This window comes from Mesorhizobium sp. CA14 (genome assembly GCF_020165195.1).
In the GTDB taxonomy this organism is placed as follows: Bacteria; Pseudomonadota; Alphaproteobacteria; order Rhizobiales; family Rhizobiaceae; genus Mesorhizobium.
In genome coordinates, this window is record NZ_JAIUHR010000016.1 from 18982 (window position 1) to 44809 (window position 25828).

A 25828-nucleotide genomic window follows, 5' to 3' on the forward strand; every position below is an offset into this window, starting at 1 on the left:
GCTGACGATGATGGGCCAGTTGATTTGCCTTTGCGGCGGATTTGAGATGGCGTTCCGATCGGCAATTCATGCCACGCGACGTTCACGATGTTGTGACGGAGCGCCGTCCCGCGAGGGCACCTGATCGCCTCTATTCAGCCCTTGGCGGCATTTGGCCTTCCCGTTCGCGCCGCCGATGCCGCATGCCCGGCGCTTCCGGGCGTAGATACACGGCCAGGCAGCAGCAACAGATGGCCAGTCCGACGATCGGATATTTCAAGGCGACGATCGCGGCGAGCCCGAACAGACAAAGCGTCGCCGCCGCGCGAAGGCGCATCGTTTTGCGCGCGCTCTGGGGGATCGTCTCCGCCGGCAGCGGCTCGATCAGCTCGCGGATGAGGAAGAGGTAGGTCAGGTTCACCAGGAAGAAGACACCGGCATAGAAGGCGACGGGCTGCGGCGAGAGTTCGCTGATGGCCATCCAGGCGGTGGCCAGCGGCAGCAGAGAAACCGAGAACAGATGCGCGAAATTGTGCCACATCAAGCGGGCGGTCATCCCGGTTGCGTAGCGCAGCAGGTGATGGTGGTTCGCCCAGACAATGGCCATGAACAAGTAGCTCACGCCATAGCTCAGCCAGGTCGGCCACAGTCCGAGCAGCGCCGCGAAGGTCGGGATTTCCGGCGGGCGAAGCTCCAGCACCAGCACGGTAATGAGAACGGCGAACACGCCGTCCGAGAACGCGTTCAACCGTTCGAGGCCTGATGAAGGAAGCATGTGGCCGTCCTCTCGCCGGTGCCGCCAGGCCGAGTATAACTTTGCCGGCGGCCGATGCGAACACGCTGGACAGCACCTCAACGCGACACGCTCGGTTCTATTCGAATAGTGATCGCGTCGCAGCTTAATCGGTAAGCAAGCAGATATCCGCTTCGACAACGCAATAAGGCGCGTAGCGGAAATCGCGGATGCGCGCGACCTCTTCGCCGCGCCAGTCGATCAGCACGAAGCCGCGCACGGCATCGTCCGCCTGCGGGTTGCGGATCAGGATCGCCGGCTGGTTATCGACGAAGCCGAGCGACAGCTCCCAGTCGCCGACGCGGTCGTAATTGCCGAAATACGTCGAAGCCTCTTTTTTGCCCCTGAGCCGGGTGCGATTCACGACCTCGAGCTCGATATCTTCGGCGATCAGCCTCCTGACCCCGTCGAAATCGCGCGCGTTGAACAGGTCGACATAGTGGCGCAGGCGGCGCTCCTCCTCCGGATCGAGCCTCGGCATGGCGACTTCATCGGTTCGGCCGGCCAGCGCCTTCAGCTCTGCCCGGCCGCGATGCAGCGCCGCCTTGGTGGCAGCCAAAGTCGCGCCCGTCACCTCGCAGGTTTCGGAAAGGCTGAGGCCGAGCACGTCGGTCAGGACCACGGCGCTGCGCTGCGCCGGCGTGAGCTGCATGAAGCTGCGCAGGCTTGCCGCCGCCGCAAGCCTCGCCTCGGCGCTGGCCGAGAGATCTTCAATTGTCGTCATATCGGTTTCGCTCATTCGGGAGCGCTCCCGCTGGCGGCGGCGCAGATGATCCTGCGCCGCATTATGGGCGATGCGGAACAGCCACTGCTCGGGGCGCTCGACGCGAGCGCCGCCATCATGCGCGGCAAGCGCCTTCACCACCGTCTCCTGCACGATGTCCTCGCCCTCGATCGCCGAGCCAGCCATGCGGGCCGCATAGCGGTGCAGTTTCGGCCGCAGGCCGACGAGCATGGTGTCCAGTTCCGCGCGGTCGAACCCTGCTGAGCTCATTCGTCCTCTTTCTCGCCTGGCCGATGCCATGCGGTGCCCGGGTCAGGCGGGCACGGCTTCATCGGCCTTGGCCAGCATACGATAGTTGCCGACGATCTTCGCCGGTGCCCTCACAAGCGGCGTCGAACGTCGCGCAGCATGGTCGGCGCCGAAAGCCTTGAACGCGTCGAGTTCGGTCAGCGCCGAGCTGTCCTTGTCGTAGCCGACGAAGTGGACGAACTCGCCATTCTCCAGTTCGAGCACCAGATAGCGCACGGATTGCGGCTGCGTTTCATCCAGCGCCTCGAACACTTTTGCCACCAGCGCCCGGTTCTCGGCGATGCCGGCGTCCTTCACGCCGTAGCGGATCAGATTGTAGGTCATGGTCGTCTCCTGTTTGAGGTGTCTGCGTGAGGAAGACGTTTCGCGTTGCCGAAAAGATTCTCATCGGCTCGCGAATCCTTTTGCCCGGGGCAAACGTCTTTCGCGCGTAGAGGCCGCGCCCGCGGCCGCGATGAGGAGAGACATCATGCATATCCAGTTTGCCGAACTGCCCGTATCCGACCAGGACCGCGCCAAGGCGTTCTACACCGAAAACCTTGCGTGCCAGGTCATTGCCGATCACCCGATGGGCGATGGTGGCTGGCGCTGGGTCGAGGTGGCTTTTCCCTTCGCGGTCACCAACCTGCATTTCATCAGGCGCGCCGATGCGGCACCGAGCGCCGAGCCGGTGCTCGTCCTGGTCGACGATGATGTCGACGCAAGGGTCGCATCGCTTAAGGCCAAAGGCGTCGAGATCGTCACGGAGCCGCAGCAAGCGCCGTGGCAGCCGGGCCGCACCGTGGCCGAATTCCGCGACAGCGAAGGCAACCGCATGATGCTTGCCAGCCGATAGCAACATCGCCTCGCGGCCGCCGGCCCATGCGCTCAGCCGACCGCTTTCGCCGCCGCCCGCCCGGCGCTGCGTCCCGAAAAAATGCAGCCGCCGAGGAACGTGCCTTCCAGCGCCGCATAGCCATGCACGCCGCCGCCGCCGAAACCGGCGGCTTCGCCCACAGCGTAGAGACCTGGCACCGGCCGGCCGGCGGCATCGAGCACGCGGCTGTCGAGGTCCGTCTGCAGGCCACCCAGCGTCTTGCGGGTCAGGATGTTGAGGCGCACCGCGATCAGCGGGCCGTTCGCCGGATCGAGCATCTTGTGCGGCTTGGCGGTGCGGATCAGCCTGTCGCCTAGATAGGCCCGGGCGCCGCGCAGCGCGGTGACCTGGGCGTCCTTCGAGAACGGATTGTCGAGTTGCCTGTCGCGGGCGCGGATCTCCTGCTCGACCAGGGCGACCTCCAGCAGCGGCTCGCCGCCGGCCAGCGCGTTCATCCGCGCCACCAGTTTCGCAAGGTCGGCCTCGACGATGAAATCCTCGCCCTTTTCCATGAAGGCTTTCACCGGGCCGGGAATTCCCGATGTCGCGCGGCCCAGCACCTGCCGCCAGCTTTTTCCGGTGAGGTCGGGGTTCTGCTCGGAGCCCGACAGCGCGAACTCCTTCTGGATGATCTTTTTGGTCAGGATGAACCAGGAATAATCGAAGCCGGTGCTCATGATGTGGCTGAGCGTGCCCAGCGTGTCGAAGCCCGGATAGAGTGGCACCGGCAGCCTTTTGCCGCGCGCGTCGAGCCAAAGCGAGGAGGGGCCGGGCAGGATGCGGATCGCGTGCTCGGTCCAGATCGGCGCCCAGTTCTTGATGCCCTCGACATAGTGCCACATGCGGTCGCGGTTGATGATCGAGCCCCCGGCAGCCTCGGTGATCGCCAGCATGCGGCCGTCGACATGGTCGGGCACGCCGGTGATCATCCGCTTCGGCGGCGCGCCCAGGCGCGACGGCCAGTTCTGGCGCACCAGCTCGTGATTGCCGCCGATGCCGCCGGAAGCGACGATCACCGCTTGCGCGCTGAGCTCGAACGCGCCGGTCACGGCGCGCGAGCTCTTGCGGCCGCGCTCAACGCTGCTCGGTTCCAGCATATCGCCGCGCACGCCCGTCACCGTATCGCCTGTGCGGATGATCTCGTTGACCCGGTGGCGGAACTTGAACGCGACCAGCCCGCGCTTCTGCGCCTCGCGCACGCGCTGCACGAAAGGCTCCAGCACGCCGGGCCCGGTGCCCCAGGTGATGTGGAAGCGCGGCACCGAGTTGCCGTGGCCGGTCGCGTTGCCGCCACCGCGCTCGGCCCAGCCGACCACGGGGAAGAATCTCAAGCCCCGCTCGATCAGCCAGGAGCGCTTCTCGCCGGCGGCGAAGCCGACATAGGCTTCCGCCCATTTGCGCGGCCAGAAATCCTCTGGCCTGTTGAAGGCGGCCGTGCCCATCCAGTCCTTGAGCGCGAGGTCGTGCGAATCGCGGATGCGCATGCGCCGCTGCTCGGGCGAATCGACCAGGAACAGCCCGCCGAACGACCAGAAAGCCTGGCCGCCCAGCGACTGTTCCGGCTCCTGGTCGACGATGATGATCTTCCTGCCGGCGTCGGTCAGCTCGGCCGCGGCGACGAGGCCGGCCAGCCCCGCGCCGACAATGATCACGTCCGCGTCAGCCATCTTTCCTCCCAGAACCAGCCGGCAAAACTTATTGCGAAGCCTCAGATGGGCTCCCAGCCGTCCTTGTCCCCGGCGCGGAAGATGGCGTCGATGACTTTCTGGTTGAGCACCGATTCCTCCAGGGTGAAGACGCGGTCCTTGCCGCCCTGGGCGGCGCGCACGAAGGCTTCGCACTCCAGCCGGTATTGCTGCGTGCCCGGGAAGCGGAACACCTGCGCCTCGGTGTGGTTCTGGTTGTGCAGCTCGATGCGGTGGTGGTCGTAGAGCCCGGCATTGAAGGGGGCGAAGACCTCGATGAAGCCCTTCTCGCCGTGGAACACCATCACCTGCCGCGCCGCCATCTGCGTCGAGAGATAGAAGGACAGCTCGAAATCGCCGAAATCGGCGCGGATCGAGGAATAGATGTCGGTGCCGAAATTCTTGTCGCGCTCGATATTGGCCTGGACGCGGATAGGCTCCTTGCCGGTCGAAAAGCGCGTCGACACGGTCGGATAGACGCCGATGTCGGGCAGCGCGCCACCGCCGAGATCGAGCTGGTTGCGCATGTTCTTGGGGTCGACATTGTAGTAGGAGAACGCGCCCTGCACATGGCGCAGCCGACCGATGGCGCCGCCGGCAATGAGGTCGCGCACCTTGATCCATTGCGGGTGGTAGGTGACCATGAAGGCTTCGCAGACCAGCACCTTCTTCTCGTCGCGCAGCTTGATCAGCGGCGGGATGTCCTTGGCGTCGAGCGCCAGCGGTTTTTCCACCAGCACATGCTTCCCGGCCTCGATCGCCTTTGCCGTCCATTCGACATGCTGGGAGGTGGGCAGCGGAATGTAGACGCCGTCGACCTGCTTGCAGGCGAGCAGGTCCTCATAGGAGCCGAACGCATGACAGGCGCCGAAACGCTCGCCCAGTGCCTTGGCCTTCGACAGGTCTCGGCTGGCGATCGCCGACAGGACGCCGTTCTCCGATTCCACGATTGCCGGCAAAAGCTGCTCGCGGCCGATCTTTGCCGTCGACAGAACACCCCATCGGAACATCACGCTTCTCCCATGACGGTTACATCGATGGAGGTGTGCCCCAAATCGAGGGAAAAGCCAATGTGGGAGAAGCTCCCTTCCTCGCCCCACGCAGTGGGGAGAGGTGGCTCGGCGAAGCCGGGACGGAGAGGGGTCTTCATAGAGCGCCGGGTTGCCGGAGCCGCCTCATGATCGCCAGCTTGCAAGGGCTCTGCCGTCGCGAAGGTCTCCCCCCGCTCCGTCTCGGGCTTCGCCCGAGTCCCCTCTCCCCCGCTTTGCCGGGGCGAGGAAAGGGACTGCGCCTAACCCCTCTTGCCCGTCAGCATCATGTCGAAATCGACGACATTGGAATAGAGCGGCGTGCCGACATCCATGCCATAGCGCGACCGCAGAACCTTGCCGGTGACGTGGAATTTGATGGTCCCGCCCTTCAATCCGGCGAGCTCGGCCGTGAATTTTTCCGGAAACGTCTTGCGGCGCGCCGTCAGCCGGCCGGTCACCACCGCCGTCGTGTCGCCGGTGCGCGTCACGTTTGTAGAGCGGAACTGGATCTCCGGATTGTTGGCGGCGTCGAACACGGCGTCGGAGCGCAGGAAGGCGTCGATGCGGCCCTGCCCGGTGCCGACGCTTTCGGGATAGATGGTGAGGTCCACCTTGGAGCGGCCGACATCGCCATTGTCGATGCGGATCGTGCCCTTGAAACGGCCGAAGGCGCCGTCGAAGCCACCGCCGCCGGCCTTGCCGATGGTAAAGCGGATCGAGGAGGCCGACGGGCTGATCGTGTAGCTGCCTGCGGCGTCGCTGAGCGCCACCGCGGCAACGGCAGGCATAGTAAGGCAAGCGGCAAAAGCCGCCAATCCGAGGATACGCGCGTTCATGGGTTCTTCCTTCCGCAGATACGTTTTTCTGCGTTCTCGCCCCACCAACGAATGATGGCGCAGTTCTATTCCCTGCCTGACGAAGGTGTGATCATGCGCGTCAGCACCATATCGCGCAGCAGGAAATGGTGGCGCAGGGCCGCTGCGATGTGCAGCGCCACCAGCGCGATGCCGGCATAGGCGAGATACCAGTGCGCGGAAGCCCAGAAGCTTTCCGAAGCGTCGGATTCGGCCAGCGGCAGATTGGGCATCACGAAGAGATTGAACGGCATGGTCGGGATCTCCAGCGTCGACACCGAGACCAGCGCCCAGCCGGAAAGAGGCAGCGCGATCTGAAACGCATAGAGCGCGAAATGCGCGAGCGGTGCGGTCCTGCGCTCCAGCGTTCCGACCGCAGCCGGCAAGGGCGGCGCCGCATTGCCGAGCCGCCAGGCGATGCGCAGGATGATCAGGCCGAGCAGCAGGAAGCCGAAGGATTTGTGCAACTGGATCAGCTCGAAGGACGTTCGCTGGCTTTCGATCCGCACCATGACGACGCCGAGCACAAACTGACCGATGAAGATGATGCCGATCAGCCAGTGAAGGACGATCATCGCCCAGCCATAGCGGGTCGGGGTGTTGGTGAGAGATTGCATGCGAGGCGAACGAAGCCGGCGCCGGCTTTCTTCCGAGATGTGCAGCCAATGTCGGCGGCGCCAATGTCGGTAAGTGGATGCGAACCGAAGCGACGGCTTCGTTCCGCAATCGCCTCCTACCCGCTCACTTTGAAGAAATCCACGAAGGCCCTGAGCGCCGGCCGCATTTGCCGGCGGCTGGGATAATAGACGAAGAAGCCGTCGAAGGGCGGGCACCAGTCTTCCAGCACGCGGATCAGCCTGCCGTCGGCGAGCGGCGCCCGCACATAGGGCTCGAAGACGAAGGCCAAGCCGGCGCCGTCGACCGCCGCCTGGGCGATCAGATGATCCTCGTCGAGGATTAGAGGTCCCTCGACCGCCATCTCTATTTCCTCGCCGTCCTTCTCGAACTCCCAGCGGTAAAGGATGCCGCTGGAGAAACGGAAGCGGATGCAGCGGTGGCCGTTGAGGTCACGCGGATGGCGCGGCTTGGGCATAGAAGCGAAATAGGAGGGCGCTGCGACCACCGCGCCGCGGATTTCGGGTCCGATCCGCACCGCGATCATATCACGCTGCAGGCTTTCGCCGAGCCGCACGCCGGCGTCGAAGCCGCCCTCGACGACATCGGTGAAGCGGTCCTCGATGACAATCTCCAGCACGATATCGGGATAGGCGGCGGCAAAGGCGCCGAGCCGCGGTGTCAGCACCAGATGCGCGGCGGTGCGCGGCACGCTGAGCCTGAGATTGCCGGCCGGCCGGTCGCGCGCCTCGACCGCCGTTTCCAGCGCCAGGTCGATCTCGGACAGGGCCGGCCGCAGCCGTTCCAAAAGCTGCGCGCCTTCTTCGGTCGGAGCCACGCTGCGCGTGCTGCGCGCGAGCAGCCGAACGCCGAGCCGTGCTTCCAGGCTCGATACCGCATGGCTCACCGCCGAGGGCGCGATGCCGAGCTCGCGGGCGGCGCCGCGGAAGCTGGCGCATTGGGCGACCGAGGCAAGCACAGCGAGTTGTGAAAGGTTCGTCCGGTTCATTGTTCTATTTTATAGAGCAAGCCGTACAAAAGAGAAAGAATTATCGAACGCATCGCGAGGCGCTATCTCTTGCCCATCGCAACAAGGAGATGCGCCATGAAAACCCGCAAACTTGGAACTGAACTCGAAGTCTTCCCCGTCGGCCTCGGCTGCATGGGCATGAGCTTCGGCTATGGCGGCCAGCCGGAGGCGGAAGCGATCGCGACGCTGCGCCGCGCCGTCGAAATCGGCGTGACCTTCTTCGATACGGCCGAAGTCTATGGTCCATATGAGAACGAGATCCTGCTCGGTAAGGCGCTGAAGCCGGTGCGCGACAAGGTGACCATCGCCACCAAATTCGGCTTCAAGATTTCCGAGCACGGCTCGGGCACCGACCGTATGATTGGCGTCGACAGCCGTCCCGAGCACGTCAAGGCGGTGGCCGAAGCCTCGCTGAAGCGGCTCGATACGGACGTGATCGACCTCTATTACCAGCACCGCGTCGACCCCAACGTGCCGATCGAGGATACGGTCGGCGCCATGGCCGAACTGGTGCGCGAGGGCAAGGTCCGGGCGCTCGGCCTGTCGGAGGTGAGCGGCGCAACGCTGCGCCGGGCGCATGCCGTGCACCCGATCGCCGCCGTGCAAAGCGAATATTCGCTGTGGAGCCGCGATCCCGAGGACGAGGTCTTCGCCGTCTGCCGCGAGCTCGGCATCGGCTTCGTCCCCTACAGCCCGCTCGGCCGCGGCTTGCTCACCGGCGCGATCAGCAAGCCGGACGCCCTCGGCGCCGGCGACTGGCGCCTCACTTTGCCGCGCTTCCAGGCCGAGGCCATGGAAGCCAACAACGCGGTCATTGCTGTGCTGGAGAAGATGGCGGCTGAAAAGGGAGTGACGCCGGCGCAGCTGGCGCTCGCCTGGGTGCTGCACCAGGGCGATTTCATCGTGCCGATCCCCGGCGCAAGGAAGATTCGGCACCTTGAGCAGAACACGGCCTCGGCGAATATCGAGCTGAGCGCGGTCGAGGTCGCGGCGATCGGTGATGCGCTGTCGCCTGACAAGGTCGTCGGCAAGCGCTACACGGAGGAATTGCTGGCGCTGGTGAACGGGTGATAGTTGAAAGGGCGCTTCGGCGCCCCCTAGGAAAGGTCGGCGCGAGGCCCCCCTCTCTGTCCCGCCGACTTTTCTAATGTCCTACCACGGCACCACCTCAATCTCCGGCCAGTACTCCTGCGCCCTTCTCCCCTTCGCCTCATGCGTCCGCTGATTGTCCAGCACCCGGTTCGGTGTGATGCGAAACGAAAAAAGGTCGTCGAGCCCGAACGGCGCCACTAGCTCCAGAGCTCCGTCGGCGCCGTACCGCACCCCGACCGCATGCGTCTTCGACGCAAAATAGCTCACCGATTCACTCGCGCTGGCATAGCGCGGGCATTCCTGCCCGAACTTCACCGGATACCACAGATGCACCCGCGCCTGGTTGCGTACCTCGACCGGCAGTGCCAACCCCTCGAAATGCACCGCCGCCCGGCGGATCACCGCGTCCTCGGCCTCGTAGGATAAATCCGTGTCATCGAAATAGAACAGGTCGACATCCTTGATGCCGTAGCCCGGCGGCTTGCCGGTCAGATGGTTCCAGACGCTGTTGTAGAGCGCGCCGGAAACCACCAGCCAATCGGGCAGCGCGAGTTGGCGCACGCGCGTCAGCGTTTCATTGAGCAGCGGGTCGCCCGCAACGATGGCGAGGAACGCCGCGCGCTGTTCTTCGAAGGCAAGGCCGGAATAGCGGAGATGGTCCATCGCTCTTTTGGAGAGCGATTCGCCATGCTCCGGCAATCCTCAGAAGCAGTTCCAGGAAAAGTGCACAGCGGTTTTCCGCCCGGAATTGCGTAAGGCAGAGACGCGCTACGCCCTCAGAACGCCGCCCGTCTGCTTGTTGACGTTCTCGACGATGCGTTTTGCGAGCGCCTCGAAATCCTCGTCGGTCAGCGTCTTTTCGACCGGCTGGATCGAGACCTCGATGGCGATCGATTTCTTGGCCGCACCGAGCGACGCGCCCTCGAACACGTCGAACACCGAAACGCCGGTGACCAGCTTCTTGTCGGCCGCGAGCGCTGCCCGCACCAGCGTGCCGGCTTCCACCGACCTGTCGACGACGAAAGCAAAATCGCGCTTCACCGCCTGGAACGGGGAGAGCTCCAGCTTCGGCTTGGTGCGCGTCGGCTTGGCCTTCGGTTCCGGCACGGCATCGACGAAAACCTCGAAGCCGCAGATCGGACCGGACACATCGAGCGTTTCGAGCGTCTTCGGATGGAACTCGCCGAATGTGCCGAGCACGGTCTTGGGGCCGAGCTTGATCGTGCCCGAGCGCCCGGGATGATACCAGGCCGGACCGCCGGGCTCGATCTGCAGCCGGTCGACCGGCGCGCCGCAGGCTTCGAGCGCCGCGATCGCGTCTGCCTTGGCGTCGAACACGCCGACCGGCCCCGTATTGCCGGACCAGCTCCGGCCCGAGCCGTCGAGCTTGGCCGTGCCGCGCCGCACGCCGGCTGCGACGCGCCGCTGCTGGTCGGCCATGTCGCCTTCATAGGTGCCGGAGACCTCGAACAGAGCCACATCGCCGATGCCGCGGTCGGCATTGCGCTGCGCGGCCGCGATCAGCCCGGGCAGCAGCGAGGGCCGCATGTCGGACATGTCGGCGGCGATCGGGTTGGCGAGTTTCAGGCCGTTCTGGCCGCCGCCGAACAGCTCGGCGTGCTTTGCGGGGATGAACGACCAGGTCACGGCCTCCATCATGCCGCGCACGGCGAGCGCGCGTTTGGCTGCGCGGGTGCGCAGCTGCAGCGTGGTCAGGATCTTGCCGTTGACCGCGTCATGCGAGGTAAGCGGCTGCGGCGCTATGTTGTCGACGCCGTGGATGCGCATCACCTCCTCGACCAGATCCGCCTTGCCGTCGATATCCGGCCGCCAGGACGGCACCTTCACCTCGACGGTCTCGCCCGAGCTGCGCGGCTCGAAGCCGAGCCGCGTCAGGATGCTGAGCGCTTCCTCTCTTGGCACCTCGATGCCGGTCAGCCGCTTCACTTCCGAGAGCGGGAAGAAGATGATCTTCGGCTTGTGGCCGGCATAGCCCGCCACTTCGATTTCCGTCGGCGTCCCGCCGCAGAACTCAAGCACCAGCTTGGTCGCAAGCTCGACACCCGGCACCATGAACTCGGGGTCGACGCCGCGCTCGAAACGATAGCGCGCATCGCTGATGATGCCGAGCGTGCGGCCGGTGCGGGCCGTCGTGATCGGATCCCAGAGCGCCGATTCGATCAGCACGTCGGTTGTGTTCTCGTCGCAGCCCGAATGCTCGCCGCCCATGATGCCGGCGATCGATTCGACGCCATTGTCGTCGGCGATCACGCACATTTCCGGTGTCAGCGTGTATTCGCGCCCGTCAAGCGCCAGTACCGTCTCGCCTTGCTTGGCGCGGCGCACGACGAGGTTGCCGGCGACCTTGTTGGCGTCGAAGACATGCAGCGGCCGGCCGCGGTCGAAGGTGACATAGTTGGTGATGTCGACCAAGGCGCTGATCGGGCGCAAGCCGATGGCGATCAGCCGCTGTTGCAGCCATTTCGGCGATGGGCCGTTCTTCACGCCGGTCACCAGCGTCAGCGCGAAGCCGGGGCAGAGTTCCGGCGCCTCGATCTTGACCTTGACCGGGCACATGCCATTGCCGACATGCGGCATGATCGCGCCGCCCGTAAGCCGGCCGAGTCCGCTCGCCGCGAGATCGCGCGCGATGCCGTAGACGCTGGTCGCGTCCGGCCGGTTCGGCGTCAGATTGATCTCGATCACCGGATCGTCGAGACGCGCATAGGCGGCGAAGCTGGTGCCGACCGGCGCGTCCTTCGGCAAATCGATGATGCCGTTATGCTCGTCGGAGATTTCCAGCTCGCGTTCCGAGCACATCATGCCGTGGCTTTCGACGCCGCGGATCTTGCCGACCGAGAGCGTCACGTCGATGCCGGGAATATAGGTGCCAGGCGCCGCGAAGGCGCCGATCATGCCCGCGCGGGCATTGGGCGCGCCGCACACCACCTGCACCGGCGGCTTGCCGTCGCCGGTGTCGACGGTCAGCACGCGCAGCCGGTCGGCGTCCGGATGCTGCACTGCCGTCAACACTTTGGCGATGACGAAAGGTTTCAGGCCGGCCTTGTCATCGACATGCTCGACTTCGAGACCGATCGCGGTCAGCCGCTCGACGATCTCGGCAAGCGAGGCGTCGGTCTCGAGATGGTCCTTGAGCCAGGAGAGGGTGAATTTCATGACTGTGTTTCCGAGGGTCTTTGTTCTTCGGGCCGGGGCACGCTGGTCTTCAGCTCGCGCGGCAATGCGTCGGGCATATGCAGGAAAGGCAGCTGCTCGCGCACATGCGCATGCACGGTCGGCCTGAAATAGGCCGGCATGTCCATGGCGCCGAGCATGAAATAGATCCGGTTGTCGAGCCGCTGATCGGTATAGGCGATGGGCGAGCCGCAGATGCCGCAGAACGAGCGCTCCACCGGGCCGTTGCGGTAGCTTTTCAGCGATTTGCCGTTGAGCGCGACCTGGTCGGCCATGAAGCCGACAAAAGCCGATACCGGCGCGCCCGTCGCGCGCCGGCAATCGCCGCAATGGCAATAGCTGATGTGATGCGGCTCGGCCGAGGCCTCGAACCGCACCGCGCCGCAACGGCAGCCGCCGGTGTGAGGTGCCGTCATGCAGACAGTCCCCCGAACAGCGTCGGCAGGTCGAGCGGCCGGAAGCCGTAATGCGACAGCCAGCGCACGTCCGCATCGAAGAAGGCGCGCAGGTCCGGCATGCCGTATTTCAGCATGGCGATGCGGTCGATGCCCATGCCCCAGGCGAAGCCCTGATATTCGTCGGGATCGAGCCCGCCGGCGCGCAGCACGTTGGGATGCACCATGCCGCAGCCCAGGATCTCCATCCAGTCGGACCCTTCGCCGAAGCGCACCTCGCCCGGACGCGAGCGGTCGCACTGGATGTCGACCTCGAGGCTGGGCTCGGTAAACGGGAAGAAAGAGGGGCGGAAGCGCATCTTGACCGACGGCACCTCGAAGAAGGCCTTGCAGAACTCCTCCAGCACCCACTTCATATTGGCGACATTGGCCGATTTGTCGACCACCAGCCCCTCGACCTGGTGGAACATCGGCGAGTGGGTGGCGTCGGAATCCTGCCGGTAGGTCTTGCCGGGGATGACGATGCGGATCGGCGGCTTCTGCCGTTCCATGGTGCGGATCTGCACGGGCGAGGTGTGCGTGCGCAACAGCTTGCGCTCGCCCTTCTCGTCCGGCTGGAAGAAGAAGGTGTCATGCATCTCGCGCGCCGGATGCCCCTCGGGGAAATTCAGCGCCGTGAAATTGTAGTAGTCCGTCTCGATGTCCGGGCCTTCGGCGATCGCGAAGCCGAGGTCGCCGAAGATCGCCGCGATCTCGTCGATCACCTGGCTGATCGGATGGATGCGGCCGCGCTCGGCCGGCGACTGGCGAACGGGGAGCGTGACATCGACTTTCTCGGCGGCGAGCCGCGCGGCGATGGCCACATCCTTCAGCTCCGCCTTGCGCTGGCTGAGCGCTTCGGTGATGCGGTTCTTCAACCCATTGATCGCCGGGCCCTTCACCTGGCGCTCCTCGGCGCTCATCGCGCCCAGCGTCTTCAGCATTTCGGATACCGAGCCCTTCTTGCCGAGCGCCGAGACGCGCACCGCCTCGATCGCGGCCTCGTCGGTCGCAGCCGCGATTTCGGCCATCAGAGAAGCTTCAAGGGTTTCAAGATTTCCAGTGGTGGCGTTCACGGCGAAACTCTCTCGATTGGATGACTAGCATTCAGCGTGCGTCACCATTTTGGTTACGCGGGTGCCATTTTGGTTACATCGGGGCCAAAAAAAGAACCCGCGCCAGCCGTGCCAGCGCGGGTTCCCCAAATCAGAATTGCGTATGCTTGGGAAGCGCTGGCTTAGGCGACAGCGCTCTCAAAAGCATTCGGCGTGGTGTTCTTCAGATATTCGAGCGCGACCTTGGCCTTGGCGACCAGCGCGGCGAAGGCCTGCGGCTCGTGGATGGCCATGTCCGAAAGAACCTTGCGGTCGATCTCGATGCCGGCCTTGTTGAGGCCGTCGATGAAGCGGCCATAGGTCAGGCCATGCTCGTGGGTCGCGGCGTTGATGCGCTGGATCCACAGCGCGCGGAACGAGCGCTTGCGATTCTTGCGGTCGCGGTAGGCATACTGCAGCGACTTCTCCACCGCCTGCTTGGCGATGCGGATGGTGTTCTTGCGGCGGCCGTAGAAACCCTTGGCGGCTTTCAGGACCTTCTTGTGCTTGGCGTGGGCGGTGACGCCTCTCTTTACGCGTGCCATGTCATGATCTCCTTAAAACGTTGTCCAAGCCGAGGGATTAGAGGCCGTTCGGCAGAAAATTCTTGATGACCTTCTTGCCATCCGGTTCAGCCAGAACCATCGTGCCGCGGGCATCGCGAATGAACTTGTTGGAACGCTTGATCATGCCGTGGCGCTTGCCGGCGGCAGCCGACAGCACCTTGCCGGTGGCAGTAATCTTGAACCGCTTCTTGGCGGCCGATTTGGTCTTCATCTTGGGCATTTTGCTACTCCGTATTGGTGGCGCACCATCGCGCTTCTTTTCTCGCTTCGGGCCGACCAAAGCCCGAAAAGCAAATGAAACCGCCACGGCATGCCCTGCCGGGCGGTTTTCTTGGAACCGCGGTGCTATAGATCAAAGACGGCCAGTACGCAACACCTCAAGCCATGCGACGCGCTGTCCCCGCCGTGCGCCGGCAGGAACGGTTGAGATTCAGGTCAGGCCGAGTCGGAGTCGAAGACGGGCGCGAAGCGACCAAACTGGGTGGGTTCCGAGAACCGGAGCGGAGCGTACTTTTCATACGTGAGCACCGGAAGCGCAGGAAGCCGCCATTTGCAGGCCGGCCTCACCTGAACATCACCGTCCCTAAGGCAGCGTGAACCACACCGGCAGCATCCCCGACTGCTGCATGCTGTCGATCAGCTCGAAGGCCGGCAGCGCGACCAGGAACACCAGTCCGTCGAGCAGCGTGTTCAAGAGCAGGCGCGGCCTGAAGCTGCCGGTATCGCCTTCCTGGTAGAGCGCCAGGTTCGGGAAGAAGCGCGGCACCTTGGCGAGATAGGCCTGGTAGGGCGCGCCGAGCACTTCCTTCAGGTACCGCTCCTCGCGCAGGATGACGATGTGGAAGGCGCCGGCGCAGAGCAGCGAGAACAGGATGATGCCGCTGAACGAGCCGATCTGCGCCCCAACCCCGGCGGCAGCCACGGTCGAGAACAGATAGAGCGGGTTGCGGGTGATCGAATAAGGCCCGCCCGTGACCACTTCGGCGGATTTGCGCCCGCCGATATAGAGCGTCGACCACAGCCGCCCGACAATCCCGAGAAAGATCAGAAGCACGCCGAACATCTCGATCGACTCGTGCATCCAGGTCTCGGGTGGGAAGCTCGATTGACCGAAAAGAAGCGCGCAGAACAGCACCACGACCAGCACCGCCAGCACGATCCTGCGCATGTGCTGGTAGCCGCCCAACCCCTCAGTCTGTTTGTCGGCTGGGACCTTCACTTCATCGACCATGACCCATCCGATCGTTGGTTCGCGATCGGCAAAAGCCGATCGTCGCTTGCTCGCGATCGCGAAGCGATCGTCGATCTTTGGCGATCGGATTGAAAACAGGCGCCCCGCCGATCGTCGGGACGCAGTGCCCGGCAATTCGGGCGGATTTTAGTGCAGGATATAAAGAGCCCGGCAACTCTCGAAACCGTGATGGACGCGGCGCTTAGACAGCCGCGCCATCCTTGATTAGCGCGGCGCCAGAACCATCATCATCTGGCGGCCTTCGAGCTTGGGCTCCGCCTCGACCTTGGCGATCGCCGAGGTTTCCTCGCGCACCTTGTTCAGGAGCTGCATGCCGAGCTCCATATGCGCCATCTCGCGGCCGCGGAAGCGCAGCGTCAGCTTGACCTTGTCGCCTTCCTCGAAGAAGCGCCGCACGGCCTTCATCTTGGTCTCGTAGTCATGGCTGTCGATGTTCGGGCGCATCTTGATCTCCTTGATCTCGATGACCTTCTGGTTCTTGCGCGCTTCAGCCGCCTTCTTCTGGTTGGCGTATTTCAGCTTGCCGAGATCGAGGATCTTGACGACTGGCGGCACCGCATTGGGCGATATCTCGACCAGATCGAGCCCGGCCTCCTCGGCCAGCAGCAATGCGTCGTTGATGGAAACATCGCCTCGGTTCTGACCGTCGGCGTCGATAAGCTGGACCCGGGGCACCCGGATGTCTCGGTTGGAGCGCGGCCCATCCTTGGTGGGTGCCGCTGCTTTGAAAGGTCTGCGAATGGTCGTGGTCTCCTCGGCCGTTTCGTTCAGGGGTTCTTTAGGTTCAAACAGGTGGACGCGCCTATGTGGTGAGCGCGCGGCCGGAGTCAATAGCATAGCCGCGCCGGAAAATCACCTCCTGTCCGGCAATTGTCTGCACCAAGCAAAGAAACGCCGCGAGCACTTTTCGTTGAACCCCGGCCTGTGCCAAAAAGACCGGCCGAAAGGACAAGCTCATGGCCGCCAGCACTCCGGTTTTCATCGATGTGGACGGGTCGAACATCGCCGTCAGGCAGGCGCGCGGCGCGGCGCCCGGCGTGGTCTGGCTCGGCGGTTACAAGTCCGACATGTTGGGCACGAAAGCCGAGGCGCTTGCCGCCTGGGCCGCTCGCGAGCGCCATACCTATCTGCGTCACGACTATTCCGGTCATGGCGAGTCGGGCGGCGAATTCGCCGAAGGCACGATCTCCAGATGGGTTGCCGAGAGCCTTGCCGTCTTCCGGCGGTTCAGCAAGGGCAAGCAGATCCTGGTCGGCTCCTCGATGGGCGCTTGGATCGCGCTGCGCATGGTGCAGGAACTGCGCAAGGCGGGCGACACGCGCGTTGCCGGCCTGGTGCTGCTCGCCCCGGCGCCGGACTTCACCGTCGAGCTGATCGAGCCGGTGCTGACCGACGCTCAACGCCGCGATCTGGAGGAAAAGGGCTTCTTCGCCGAACCGTCGGACTATTCGGACGAGCCCTATGTCTATACGCGCGCGCTGATCGAGGACGGCCGCGCCAACCGGGTGATGACCGGGCCGATCGACACCCATTGCCCGGTGCACATCCTGCAAGGCCTTGCCGATCCGGATGTGCCGTCCGGCCATGCGCTGAAGCTGGCCGCGATGCTGCCCGCCGACGACGTGACGCTGTCGCTGATCCCGGACGGCGATCATCGCCTGTCCCGTCCCGAGGATCTCGAAATGCTCTCACGGATCGTCGGCGACATGGTCAGGCGGGCCGCCGCATAATGCGCATCTCCATCCCGATATCCGCCTTCGTCGCGGCAATCGTCGGCTTTGGCGGCACGCTGGCTCTCGTCATCGCCGCCGCCAAGGCGGTCGGCGCGACCCAGATCGAGACCGCAAGCGGTGTCACCGCGATCTGCCTGGCCATGGTCATTGAATGCCTGTGGCTGTCCTGGCGCACGAAAATGCCGGTCATCACTGCCTGGTCGACGCCTGGCCTGGCGCTGATCGGGGCATCCAGCGGTTTTACGATGCCGCAGGCCGTCGGCGCCTTCATGGTCACCGGCGTCCTTCTGGTCGCCACCGGCCTGTTCAAGCCATTGACCAGGCTGATCGCGAAAATCCCGGCCTCAGTCGCGTCCGGCATGCTGGCCGGCATCCTGGTCAGCTTTGCCGTCAATCCGGTGAAAGCCATTCCCGCCGACCCTTGGCTGATCCTGCCGCTGATCGCCGCCTTCTTCGTCATCCGGCTGTTCAACCCGGCTTTGTCGGTGCTGGTGGTGCTGATCGGCGGCGGCCTCGCCGCCTTCCTCACCGGCCGCGTCGGCAGCCTGCCGGCGCCGGAACTGTCGACATTGACGTTCATTGCGCCGCAATTCACCGCCTCGGCGATCATCGGCCTTGCCTTGCCGCTCTATCTCGTCACCATGGCCTCGCAGAACCTTTCCGGTCTCGCGGTGCTGCGCGCCGCGGGCTACCATCCGGAGCCTGGTCCGCTGATCGGCGTCACCGGTCTGTTTTCGCTGCTCTCGGCGCCGTTCGGCGCCGCGACCACTAATCTTGCGGCGATCTCGGCGGCAATCTGCACCGGCCCCGATGTCCATCCCGACCCGGCCGAACGCTGGAAGACCGGGCCGTTCTATGCGCTTGCCTATCTCATCTTCGCGATCTTCGGCGCCTCGCTGGTGGCGATCTTCGCCGTCCTGCCGCAAAGCCTGATCGTGCTGGTCGCAGGGCTCGCCTTGACTGCGCCCTTGGCCAATGCGTTGTCGATCGCGCTCAAGGACGAGGCCGAACGCATGCCGGCCACCATAACCTTCGCCGTGACGGCTTCGGGGCTCACGCTTTTCGGCGTCGGCGCGGCATTTTGGGGGCTGGTTGCCGGAATGGCAGTGCTTTTCCTGGAAAAGCTCAAAAAGCGATAATCATTTCAGATGCTTCGCCGGTTTTGGCCGGACTTGTCTTGAATCGCCGATTTCGCCTTCCCATTTCGATTCCACGCAGCCGGTTTGGCTGTCTCCAATGGAAGGATTGGGAGAAATGAACACAAGTGCATTGATCCGTCCGGCCTGGACGCCGGCCACCATCGCGCTGATGGTCATCGGCTTCATGGTCTTCTGGCCGCTCGGCTTCGCCATGCTCGCCTACATCATCTGGGGCGACCGGTTGGAAGGCTTCAAGCGCGACGTCAACCGCGCCACGGACGGCATCTTCACCGGTTGCCGTCGTCGCTCCGAAAAGGCGGCCCGCTGGGGCCACGGCCCGGCCCGCACCGGCAACGTCGCCTTCGACGATTGGCGCGAGAAGGAACTCGAGCGCCTCGCCGAGGAGCGCCGCAAGCTGGACGAGATGCTCTCCGAGTTCGACGAGTACGCCCGCGAACTGCGCCGCGCCAAGGACCAGGAAGAGTTCGACCGCTTCATGGCCAACCGCAACAAGTCGACCGCGCCGACCTCGACCGGCTCGACCGACAAGGCGGGTCCGGAAGGCGGCAAAGGTACCAACCTGCTCGACGACTGAGATCCCGCGACACATCTCGGTATGATATGCGGCGTCGCGTTTAGCGGCGCCGTTTCTTTTTTGTTCTCCATGGTGCTTCCCTCCACTGGCCGTTTTTTTCGAATCGCGTATCGTCCAGCCATGACCCTCGGCTTCTTTCGCAACCTGACCAAGCCAAAGCCCACGCCTGTCGTGGAGCGCGAATATTGTGTCGCCGGCCGCACGCTGCCGCTGAAAATCGTTGAAAGCGCCAGGGCCAGGCGGCTCACGCTGCGCATCGATTCCGGCGGCCAGGGCCTGCGCGTCACCGTGCCGCCCGGCTTGCGCCGGGGCGAGGTGGAGAAATTCCTCGACCGCCACCAGGACTGGCTGGAACAGCGGCTGGCCAAAGTGCCGACGAGGCCGCAGGTCCGCCCCGGCATCAGGATCCCGATCCGCGGCGTGCCGCACCGCATCGTCCATGAGCCTTCCAAGCGCGGCACCATCACCGTCTCGCGCGACGAGCGCGGCCCGGTGCTGATCGTCCATGGCGAGCGCATCCATCTGCCGCGCCGCATCGCCGACCACCTCAAGCGCGAGGCGAAGAAGGAGATCGAGAGACTGGTAGTCAAGCACACCGAGGCGATCGGCAAGCGCGCCAAGGCGATAAGGTACAAGGATACCTCCAGCCGCTGGGGGTCATGTACCTCGGAGGGCAATCTCTCCTTCTCGTGGCGCATCATGATGGCGCCGCCGGCGGTGATAAACTACCTGGTGGCGCATGAGGTGGCGCATCTGAAAGAGATGAACCACGGCCCGAAATTCTGGAGACTGTGCGAGAAGCTTTGCCCCGACACGGATCGCTGCAAGGACTGGCTGAAGCGCAACGGCGGCGCCCTGCAGGCGATTATGTTTGAGTAGGAGCGGGAGCGGGGCGCCGCCGCTAGCCGAGCAACACTGGAGATTAGCCGAGCCATCTCACCGTCGTCATTCTAGGGCGGAGCAAGGAGCGAAGCGACGCGCGCAGACCCTAGAATCCATGCCGTGACGCATGAGCGCCGCAACGGTCCAAGAAGCAGCTATGTCTTTGGAGAAGAACGCTAACACCCTCCATCGTAGCGCCCTCCGGCCGATGTAACGGCATGGATCCTCGGGTCAAGCCCGAGGATGACGACGGCGTGGTTCCCTCGCCCTGCGGAACCCCCTCAATCGTCATTCGCGGCGTTCAGCTCTTCCGGCCGCAGTCCTTCCTCGGTATGCGGCCACGGCAAAAAATCCCGATCAAACGTATCGCTGCCAAAATACTCCAGCGCGCGGTGCGCCTCGGCGCCGTTGAAGGCGGCTTTGTCCATCAGATGCGCGATCACCTCGCGCGCCTGCGCGATCTTCTGCTTCAGTTCGGCGACGGTCCGGTCGGCCATCATTATTCTGCTCCCGCCTGTGGTTCCTATATGAAGGTAGTGTTTTCCGCCGGACCGGCAACAGCATGCTTTTTCTCGACTCTTTTCCCGTTTCGTGCCAAGCCCGCGCCATGACGCTCGACATCAAGATCTGCGGACTGAAGACCGACGCCGCGATGGCCGTTGCCCTCGCCGGCGGCGCCAGCCATGTCGGCTTTATTTTCTTCGCCAAAAGCCCGCGCTATGTCGAGCCCGCCGAGGCCGGGCGCCTGCGCGAAGCGGCGCGCGGCAAGGCCAAGGCGGTCGCCGTCACCGTCGATGCCGATGATGCTTTCCTCGACGAGATCGTCGCCAAGATGCAGCCGGACATGCTGCAGCTGCATGGCTCGGAAACGCCCGAGCGCGTGGCGGAACTCAAGGCCCGCTATGGTCTCCCCGTCATGAAGGCGCTGTCGGTCAGCGAGGCGGCGGATCTGGAGCGGGTAAAACCCTTTGTCGGCGTCGCCGACTGTTTTCTCTTCGACGCCAAGCCGCCGAAGGGATCGCAATTGCCAGGCGGCAACGGCGTCGCCTTCGACTGGCGTGCCCTTGCCGGCCTTGACGCCGGCGTCGAATACATGCTTTCCGGAGGGCTCAACGCCGCCAATATCGGCGATGCCCTGAGACAGGCAAGCCCGCCCGGAATAGACGTTTCGTCCGGCGTGGAAAGCGCTCCGGGCGTCAAGGATCCGGCGCTGATCGAGCAGTTTTTCCGGGCCGTCGGGGCCGCGCGCGACGACCGCGCCGCCTGAATACAATTCACATCAGGAGATCGGCGATGAATAAGCCGGCAATGCCCAATTCCTTCCGCACCGGGCCCGACGAGCAGGGCATGTTCGGCATTTTCGGCGGCCGCTTCGTCGCCGAGACGCTGATGCCGCTGATCCTCGATCTGGAAGAGCAGTGGAACAAGGCCAAGACCGATCCCGAGTTCAAGGCCGAGCTGCAGAACCTGTCGACCCATTATGCCGGGCGGCCGTCAAAGCTCTATTTCGCCGAGGGCCTGACGAAGCATCTCGGCGGCGCGAAGGTCTATTTCAAGCGCGAGGACCTCAACCACACCGGCTCGCACAAGATCAACAACTGCCTTGGCCAGATCCTGCTTGCCAAGCGCATGGGCAAGAAGCGCATCATCGCCGAAACCGGCGCCGGCCAGCATGGCGTCGCCTCGGCCACCGTCGCCGCGCGCTTCGGCTATCCCTGCGTCGTCTACATGGGCGCCACCGACGTCGCCCGCCAGAGTCCCAACGTGTTCCGCATGAAGCTGCTCGGCGCCGAAGTGCGGCCGGTCACCGCCGGCCACGGCACGCTGAAGGACGCCATGAACGAGGCCCTGCGCGATTGGGTCACCAATGTCGAGGACACCTATTACCTGATCGGCACCGCCGCCGGCCCGCATCCCTATCCGGAGCTGGTGCGCGACTTCCAGTCAGTGATCGGCACGGAAGCCCGCGCCCAGATGCTGGAGCAGGAAGGCCGGCTGCCCGATGTCATCATCGCCGCCGTCGGCGGCGGCTCCAACGCCATCGGTTTGTTCCATCCCTTCCTCGACGACAAGGATGTGCGCATCATCGGCATCGAAGCCGGCGGGCGCGGCCTTGACGGCATTGAGCATTGCGCATCGATGAGTGCCGGCAAGCCAGGCGTGCTGCATGGCAACCGCACCTATCTGCTGCAGAACTCGGACGGCCAGATCCTCGACGGCCATTCGATCTCGGCCGGCCTCGATTATCCCGGCGTCGGTCCCGAGCATTCCTGGCTGCGCGATTCCGGCCGCGTCCAATACGAACCAATCCTCGACGACGAGGCGCTGGAAGCCTTCCAGCTCACCACCCGGGTCGAAGGCATCATCCCGGCGCTGGAATCGGCGCATGCCATCGCCCACGCGATGAAGATCGTGCCGAAGATGGACAAGGATCAGCTCGTCATCGTCAACCTGTCCGGCCGCGGCGACAAGGACGTGCATACGGTGGCCAACATGCTGGGCATGGAGATCTGACAATGACCACCCGCATCGACCGCCGCATGGCCAAGCTCAAAGCCGAAGGCCGCCCGGCATTGGTCACCTATTTCATGGGCGGCGACCCGGACTACGACACCGCCTTGGCTATTATGAAGGCGCTGCCGGGCGCTGGCTCGGACATTATCGAGCTCGGCATGCCCTTCTCCGACCCGATGGCTGACGGCCCGGCCATCCAGGCGGCGGGGCTTCGGGCGCTGAAGGGCGGCCAGACCCTCGCCAAGACGCTCAAAATGGCGTCCGAATTCCGAGCCGGCGACGACGAGACGCCGATCGTTCTGATGGGCTACTACAATCCGATCTATATCTATGGCGTCGACCGCTTCCTCGCCGACGCCAAGGCCAGCGGTATCGACGGCCTGATCGTCGTCGACCTGCCGCCGGAGATGGATGAGGAGCTCTGCATTCCGGCGCTGAAGGCCGGCGTCAACTTCATCCGCCTGGCGACGCCGACCACCGACGACAAGCGCCTGCCCAAGGTTTTGGAAAACACTTCCGGCTTCGTCTATTACGTCTCGATGACCGGCATCACCGGCTCGGCGCTGGCCGACACGGCCAAGGTCTCGGCGGCGGTCACGCGCATCAAGGGCCATACGGCGCTGCCGGTCTGCGTCGGCTTCGGCGTCAAGACCGCCGAGCAGGCACGTGTCATCGGCGCCTCGGCCGACGGCGTCGTCGTGGGCACGGCGATCGTCAACGCGATCGCCAATGTGCTGGGGCCCAGGGGCGAGAAAACAGCCGATCCGGCGGAAGCGGTGGCCACTTTGGTCAGCGGGCTCGCCCAGGGCGTCCGTTCGGCTCGCCTTGCCGCCGCCGAATAGCCTGACTAATTCTTCGCTGCGCAATTCCGACCGGAAAACCGCCACAGACTTTTCCTGGACTAGCTTGAAGTCCTTTCCAGGACAGGAGCCGAAACCATGAACTGGATCACCAATTACGTCCGCCCGAAGATCAATTCGATGCTCGGCCGGCGCACCGACATGCCGGAAAACCTCTGGATCAAGGATCCCGAGACCGGCGAGATGATCTTCCACAAGGATCTCGAATCCAACCAGTTCGTCATCCCGGCTTCCGGCCATCACATGAAGATATCGGCCAAGGAGCGGCTGAAATACTTCTTCGACGATGGCAAATACGAGACGCTGGAAAATCCCAAGGTCTTCCAGGACCCGCTGAAATTCCGCGACGAAAAGCGCTACACCGACCGCCTGAAAGAGGCCAAGACGAAGACCGGCCTGGAAGACGCTATCCTCAATGCGGTTGGCACCATCGAAGGCCTGCCGGTGGTGGTCACCGTGCAGGACTTCGCCTTCATGGGCGGCTCGCTCGGCATGGCTGCCGGCGAAGCCATTGTGCATGCCTTCGAGGTGGCGCTGCAGCGCAGGCGGCCGCTGATCCTGTTCGCCGCCTCCGGCGGCGCCCGCATGCAGGAAGGTATTCTGTCGCTGATGCAACTGCCGCGCACCACGGTCGGCGTCGACCGGCTGAAGGAAGCCGGCCTGCCCTACATCGTCGTGCTCACCAACCCGACCACCGGCGGCGTCACCGCCTCCTACGCCATGCTGGGCGATGTCCACATCGCCGAGCCGGGCGCGCTGATCGGCTTTGCCGGCCCGCGCGTCATCGAGCAGACCATCCGCGAAAAACTGCCCGACGGCTTCCAGCGCGCTGAATATCTGATGGAGCACGGCATGGTCGACATGGTTGTGTCGCGGCTGGAGATGCGCCAGACGATCGCGCGGTTGCTGAAAATGCTGCTCAAGATGCCGCCGGCCGAGAAGCCGCTCGAGCCGGAGATTCTGCCGCCGGCAGTGGTCAACGCGGAGGCGCGGCCGCAAGCCTGAGGCGAGGTCGGCCTGAAGCGATATCGGCTGGCGCGAACCGCGATTTGCGTCGCTTGTTGCGTGCTGTAGCCTCGGATTTGCGTATGGCCGTTGCGAAACCGATTCACGGTTCGGGGCCGGGCGCCAAAGCAATTCCAGGAAAAGTGTAAACGGTTTCCGTTCGGAATTGCGTCAACAAAAAAGAGAGAGCGGTTCTGCATTCCGTGAGATGATGAACCGCTCTAGGATTCCATCATGACAACGCTCGCCGCCGAACGCGAAATCGAACATCTGATGACGCTGCATCCGAAAGGCTTCGACCTTTCGCTGGACCGCGTCACGCGGCTTCTCGAGCGCCTCGGCAATCCACAGGACCGGCTGCCGCCGGTCATCCATATCGCCGGCACCAACGGCAAAGGCTCCTGCGCCGCCTTCTCGCGCGCGCTGCTGGAGGCGGCCGGCCACCTCGTCCACGTCCATACCTCGCCGCATCTGGTGAACTGGCACGAGCGCTACCGGCTAGCGGCCGAAGGCGGCGGCAAGCTCGTCGACGACGATGTTTTCGCCGAGGCCATCGCGCGCGTCGCCGAGGCCAATGCGGGCCAGGCGATCACCGTCTTCGAAATCCTCACCGCCGTCACCTTCATCCTTTTTTCGGAGCATCCGGCGGAAGCGGCGATCATCGAGGTCGGCCTTGGCGGCCGCTTCGACGCCACCAATGTCATCAAGCGGCCGGCGGTTTCGGTGATCATGCCTATATCGATGGACCATGAGGCCTATCTCGGCGACCGCGTCGAGCTGATCGCCGCCGAGAAGGCCGGCATCATGAAGCGCGGCTGCCCGGTGGTGATCGGCGCCCAGGAAAGCGACACCGCGCTTCAGGTGCTGATCGAGACGGCCGAGCGGCTGGATTGCCCGACCGTGGTCTATGGCCAGGATTTCCTCGCCTTCGAGGAAAACGGCCGCATGGTCTATCAGGACGAGGACGGGCTGATGGACCTGCCCTCGCCGCGCCTTCCGGGGCGTCACCAATACGCCAACGCCGCGGCAGCGATCGCCGCCGTCAAGGCGGCCGGCTTCGAGATCGGCCACCGCGCCGCCGAGCGGGCGATGACCCATGTCGCCTGGCCGGCACGCATGCAGAAGCTGACGCAGGGCAAATTGGTGGATCTGGCGCCGAAGGGCGCGGAGATCTGGCTGGACGGCGGCCACAACCCCGGCGCCGGCATCGTCATCGCCGAGGCATTGGCCGAGCAGGAGGAAAAGAACCCGAGACCGCTGGTCCTGATCTCCGGCATGATCAACACCAAGGACCAGACCGGCTATTTCAGCGCCTTCAAGGGCCTCGCCCGCCATGTCTACACCGTGCCGGTGACCAGCAGCGACGCCGGCGTTCCCAACGACGAGTTGGCATTGCGTGCCGAAGAGGCCGGCCTGTCGGCGGAGCCGGTCAGCTCCGTTGCCAACGCGCTGATGCTGTTGCGCGACTCTTGGGATGGCCCGGCGCCGCGCATCCTGATCGGCGGCTCGCTCTATTTCGCCGGCGCCGTGCTGGCCGAAAACGGCACGCCGCCGACCTGAGGCTAAACGGGGACAGCATTGCGGATTTCGG

General features: G+C 64.4%; 28 protein-coding genes. 11 read left to right on the top strand and 17 right to left on the bottom strand.

All coding sequences use genetic code 11. From position 1 onward, the window contains the following. Window positions 1-130 precede the first annotated feature (130 nt). From LB565_RS17545 to LB565_RS17555, 3 genes are all read right to left on the bottom strand, one after another. Window positions 131-727 carry a TMEM175 family protein gene (locus tag LB565_RS17545; RefSeq protein ID WP_263488527.1) on the bottom strand — a complete coding sequence of 199 codons (597 nt, stop codon included), beginning with the start codon at window positions 725-727 and terminating at the stop codon, window positions 131-133. A 151-nt stretch (window positions 728-878) separates the two neighbouring features. Further along, on the bottom strand, window positions 879-1766 hold the full coding sequence (locus LB565_RS17550; protein ID WP_224586134.1) for an RNA polymerase sigma factor: 888 nt from the start codon (window positions 1764-1766) through the stop codon (window positions 879-881). Between the two features lie 42 nt (window positions 1767-1808). Then, complete coding sequence (locus LB565_RS17555) at window positions 1809-2129, bottom strand: hypothetical protein (protein WP_224586136.1); 321 nt, start codon at window positions 2127-2129, stop codon at window positions 1809-1811. Window positions 2130-2274: 145 nt separating this feature from the next. Here LB565_RS17555 and LB565_RS17560 point away from each other — a divergent pair, with 145 nt between their 5' ends. Further along, on the top strand, window positions 2275-2640 hold the full coding sequence (locus LB565_RS17560) for a VOC family protein (protein WP_224586139.1): 366 nt from the start codon (window positions 2275-2277) through the stop codon (window positions 2638-2640). Between the two features lie 32 nt (window positions 2641-2672). On the opposite strand, the gene LB565_RS17565 is transcribed toward LB565_RS17560, so the two are convergent. The 5 genes from LB565_RS17565 to LB565_RS17585 all read right to left on the bottom strand — a co-directional run bounded on the left by LB565_RS17565 (window position 2673) and on the right by LB565_RS17585 (window position 7855). Next, window positions 2673-4328, bottom strand: a complete 1656-nt coding sequence (locus LB565_RS17565) for an FAD-binding dehydrogenase (RefSeq protein WP_224586141.1) — start codon at window positions 4326-4328, stop codon at window positions 2673-2675. A gap of 41 nt (window positions 4329-4369) precedes the next feature. Next, a complete protein-coding gene (locus tag LB565_RS17570; protein WP_224586144.1) occupies window positions 4370-5356 on the bottom strand; it encodes a Gfo/Idh/MocA family protein in 987 nt (328 codons plus the stop codon). 281 nt (window positions 5357-5637) lie between these two features. Beyond that, the gene (locus tag LB565_RS17575) at window positions 5638-6213 is read right to left on the bottom strand and encodes a YceI family protein (RefSeq protein WP_224586146.1); all 576 of its coding nucleotides are present in this window, start codon (window positions 6211-6213) and stop codon (window positions 5638-5640) included. A gap of 65 nt (window positions 6214-6278) precedes the next feature. Next, window positions 6279-6848 (bottom strand): cytochrome b, encoded by a 570-nt coding sequence (locus LB565_RS17580; protein ID WP_224586148.1) that lies wholly within the window; start codon window positions 6846-6848, stop codon window positions 6279-6281. A gap of 116 nt (window positions 6849-6964) precedes the next feature. Further along, window positions 6965-7855, bottom strand: coding sequence for a LysR family transcriptional regulator (locus LB565_RS17585; RefSeq protein WP_224586150.1), 891 nt, complete (start codon window positions 7853-7855; stop codon window positions 6965-6967). 96 nt (window positions 7856-7951) lie between these two features. Between LB565_RS17585 and LB565_RS17590 the strand changes: the two genes are divergently transcribed. Further along, window positions 7952-8947 carry an aldo/keto reductase gene (locus LB565_RS17590; protein ID WP_224586152.1) on the top strand — a complete coding sequence of 332 codons (996 nt, stop codon included), beginning with the start codon at window positions 7952-7954 and terminating at the stop codon, window positions 8945-8947. An 81-nt stretch (window positions 8948-9028) separates the two neighbouring features. On the opposite strand, the gene LB565_RS17595 is transcribed toward LB565_RS17590, so the two are convergent. From LB565_RS17595 to infC, 8 genes are all read right to left on the bottom strand, one after another. After that, window positions 9029-9631, bottom strand: a complete 603-nt coding sequence (locus LB565_RS17595; RefSeq protein ID WP_224586153.1) for a nucleotidyltransferase family protein — start codon at window positions 9629-9631, stop codon at window positions 9029-9031. Between the two features lie 105 nt (window positions 9632-9736). Then, window positions 9737-12145 (bottom strand): phenylalanine--tRNA ligase subunit beta, encoded by a 2409-nt coding sequence (gene pheT, locus LB565_RS17600; protein WP_224586154.1) that lies wholly within the window; start codon window positions 12143-12145, stop codon window positions 9737-9739. Continuing rightward, window positions 12142-12579, bottom strand: a complete 438-nt coding sequence (locus LB565_RS17605; RefSeq protein WP_224586155.1) for a GFA family protein — start codon at window positions 12577-12579, stop codon at window positions 12142-12144. The genes pheT and LB565_RS17605 overlap by 4 nt, the downstream gene beginning before the upstream one ends. Next, window positions 12576-13628: a phenylalanine--tRNA ligase subunit alpha gene (gene pheS / locus LB565_RS17610; RefSeq protein WP_224586156.1), complete on the bottom strand. Its 1053-nt coding sequence runs from the start codon at window positions 13626-13628 to the stop codon at window positions 12576-12578. The genes LB565_RS17605 and pheS overlap by 4 nt, the downstream gene beginning before the upstream one ends. A 206-nt stretch (window positions 13629-13834) precedes the next feature. Further along, the gene (rplT, locus tag LB565_RS17615) at window positions 13835-14236 is read right to left on the bottom strand and encodes a 50S ribosomal protein L20 (RefSeq protein WP_042637600.1); all 402 of its coding nucleotides are present in this window, start codon (window positions 14234-14236) and stop codon (window positions 13835-13837) included. A gap of 37 nt (window positions 14237-14273) precedes the next feature. Continuing rightward, window positions 14274-14477: a 50S ribosomal protein L35 gene (gene rpmI, locus LB565_RS17620; protein ID WP_027166935.1), complete on the bottom strand. Its 204-nt coding sequence runs from the start codon at window positions 14475-14477 to the stop codon at window positions 14274-14276. Between the two features lie 363 nt (window positions 14478-14840). Beyond that, window positions 14841-15488, bottom strand: a complete 648-nt coding sequence (locus tag LB565_RS17625) for a methyltransferase family protein (protein ID WP_224586157.1) — start codon at window positions 15486-15488, stop codon at window positions 14841-14843. A 225-nt stretch (window positions 15489-15713) separates the two neighbouring features. After that, window positions 15714-16250 (bottom strand): translation initiation factor IF-3, encoded by a 537-nt coding sequence (gene infC / locus LB565_RS17630; protein WP_140757206.1) that lies wholly within the window; start codon window positions 16248-16250, stop codon window positions 15714-15716. Window positions 16251-16465: 215 nt separating this feature from the next. Between infC and LB565_RS17635 the strand changes: the two genes are divergently transcribed. From LB565_RS17635 to LB565_RS17650, 4 genes are all read left to right on the top strand, one after another. Then, window positions 16466-17239, top strand: a complete 774-nt coding sequence (locus LB565_RS17635; protein ID WP_224586158.1) for an alpha/beta hydrolase — start codon at window positions 16466-16468, stop codon at window positions 17237-17239. Further along, complete coding sequence (locus LB565_RS17640; RefSeq protein WP_224586159.1) at window positions 17239-18381, top strand: benzoate/H(+) symporter BenE family transporter; 1143 nt, start codon at window positions 17239-17241, stop codon at window positions 18379-18381. Before LB565_RS17635 ends, LB565_RS17640 begins: the two co-directional genes overlap by 1 nt. Before the next feature lie 115 nt (window positions 18382-18496). After that, window positions 18497-18976 (top strand): DUF2852 domain-containing protein, encoded by a 480-nt coding sequence (locus tag LB565_RS17645; protein WP_224586160.1) that lies wholly within the window; start codon window positions 18497-18499, stop codon window positions 18974-18976. A 120-nt stretch (window positions 18977-19096) separates the two neighbouring features. Continuing rightward, complete coding sequence (locus LB565_RS17650) at window positions 19097-19855, top strand: M48 family metallopeptidase (RefSeq protein ID WP_224586162.1); 759 nt, start codon at window positions 19097-19099, stop codon at window positions 19853-19855. Between the two features lie 284 nt (window positions 19856-20139). On the opposite strand, the gene LB565_RS17655 is transcribed toward LB565_RS17650, so the two are convergent. Next, the gene (locus LB565_RS17655; protein WP_224526008.1) at window positions 20140-20355 is read right to left on the bottom strand and encodes a hypothetical protein; all 216 of its coding nucleotides are present in this window, start codon (window positions 20353-20355) and stop codon (window positions 20140-20142) included. A 110-nt stretch (window positions 20356-20465) separates the two neighbouring features. Between LB565_RS17655 and LB565_RS17660 the strand changes: the two genes are divergently transcribed. From LB565_RS17660 to LB565_RS17680, 5 genes are all read left to right on the top strand, one after another. Then, window positions 20466-21125: a phosphoribosylanthranilate isomerase gene (locus LB565_RS17660; protein ID WP_224586164.1), complete on the top strand. Its 660-nt coding sequence runs from the start codon at window positions 20466-20468 to the stop codon at window positions 21123-21125. Between the two features lie 26 nt (window positions 21126-21151). Next, on the top strand, window positions 21152-22372 hold the full coding sequence (gene trpB, locus LB565_RS17665; protein ID WP_224514884.1) for a tryptophan synthase subunit beta: 1221 nt from the start codon (window positions 21152-21154) through the stop codon (window positions 22370-22372). Between the two features lie 2 nt (window positions 22373-22374). Then, window positions 22375-23214, top strand: a complete 840-nt coding sequence (gene trpA / locus LB565_RS17670) for a tryptophan synthase subunit alpha (RefSeq protein WP_224586166.1) — start codon at window positions 22375-22377, stop codon at window positions 23212-23214. Between the two features lie 96 nt (window positions 23215-23310). After that, the gene (gene accD / locus LB565_RS17675; RefSeq protein ID WP_224586168.1) at window positions 23311-24237 is read left to right on the top strand and encodes an acetyl-CoA carboxylase, carboxyltransferase subunit beta; all 927 of its coding nucleotides are present in this window, start codon (window positions 23311-23313) and stop codon (window positions 24235-24237) included. Between the two features lie 234 nt (window positions 24238-24471). Then, on the top strand, window positions 24472-25797 hold the full coding sequence (locus LB565_RS17680; protein WP_224586170.1) for a bifunctional folylpolyglutamate synthase/dihydrofolate synthase: 1326 nt from the start codon (window positions 24472-24474) through the stop codon (window positions 25795-25797). Window positions 25798-25828 lie beyond the last annotated feature (31 nt).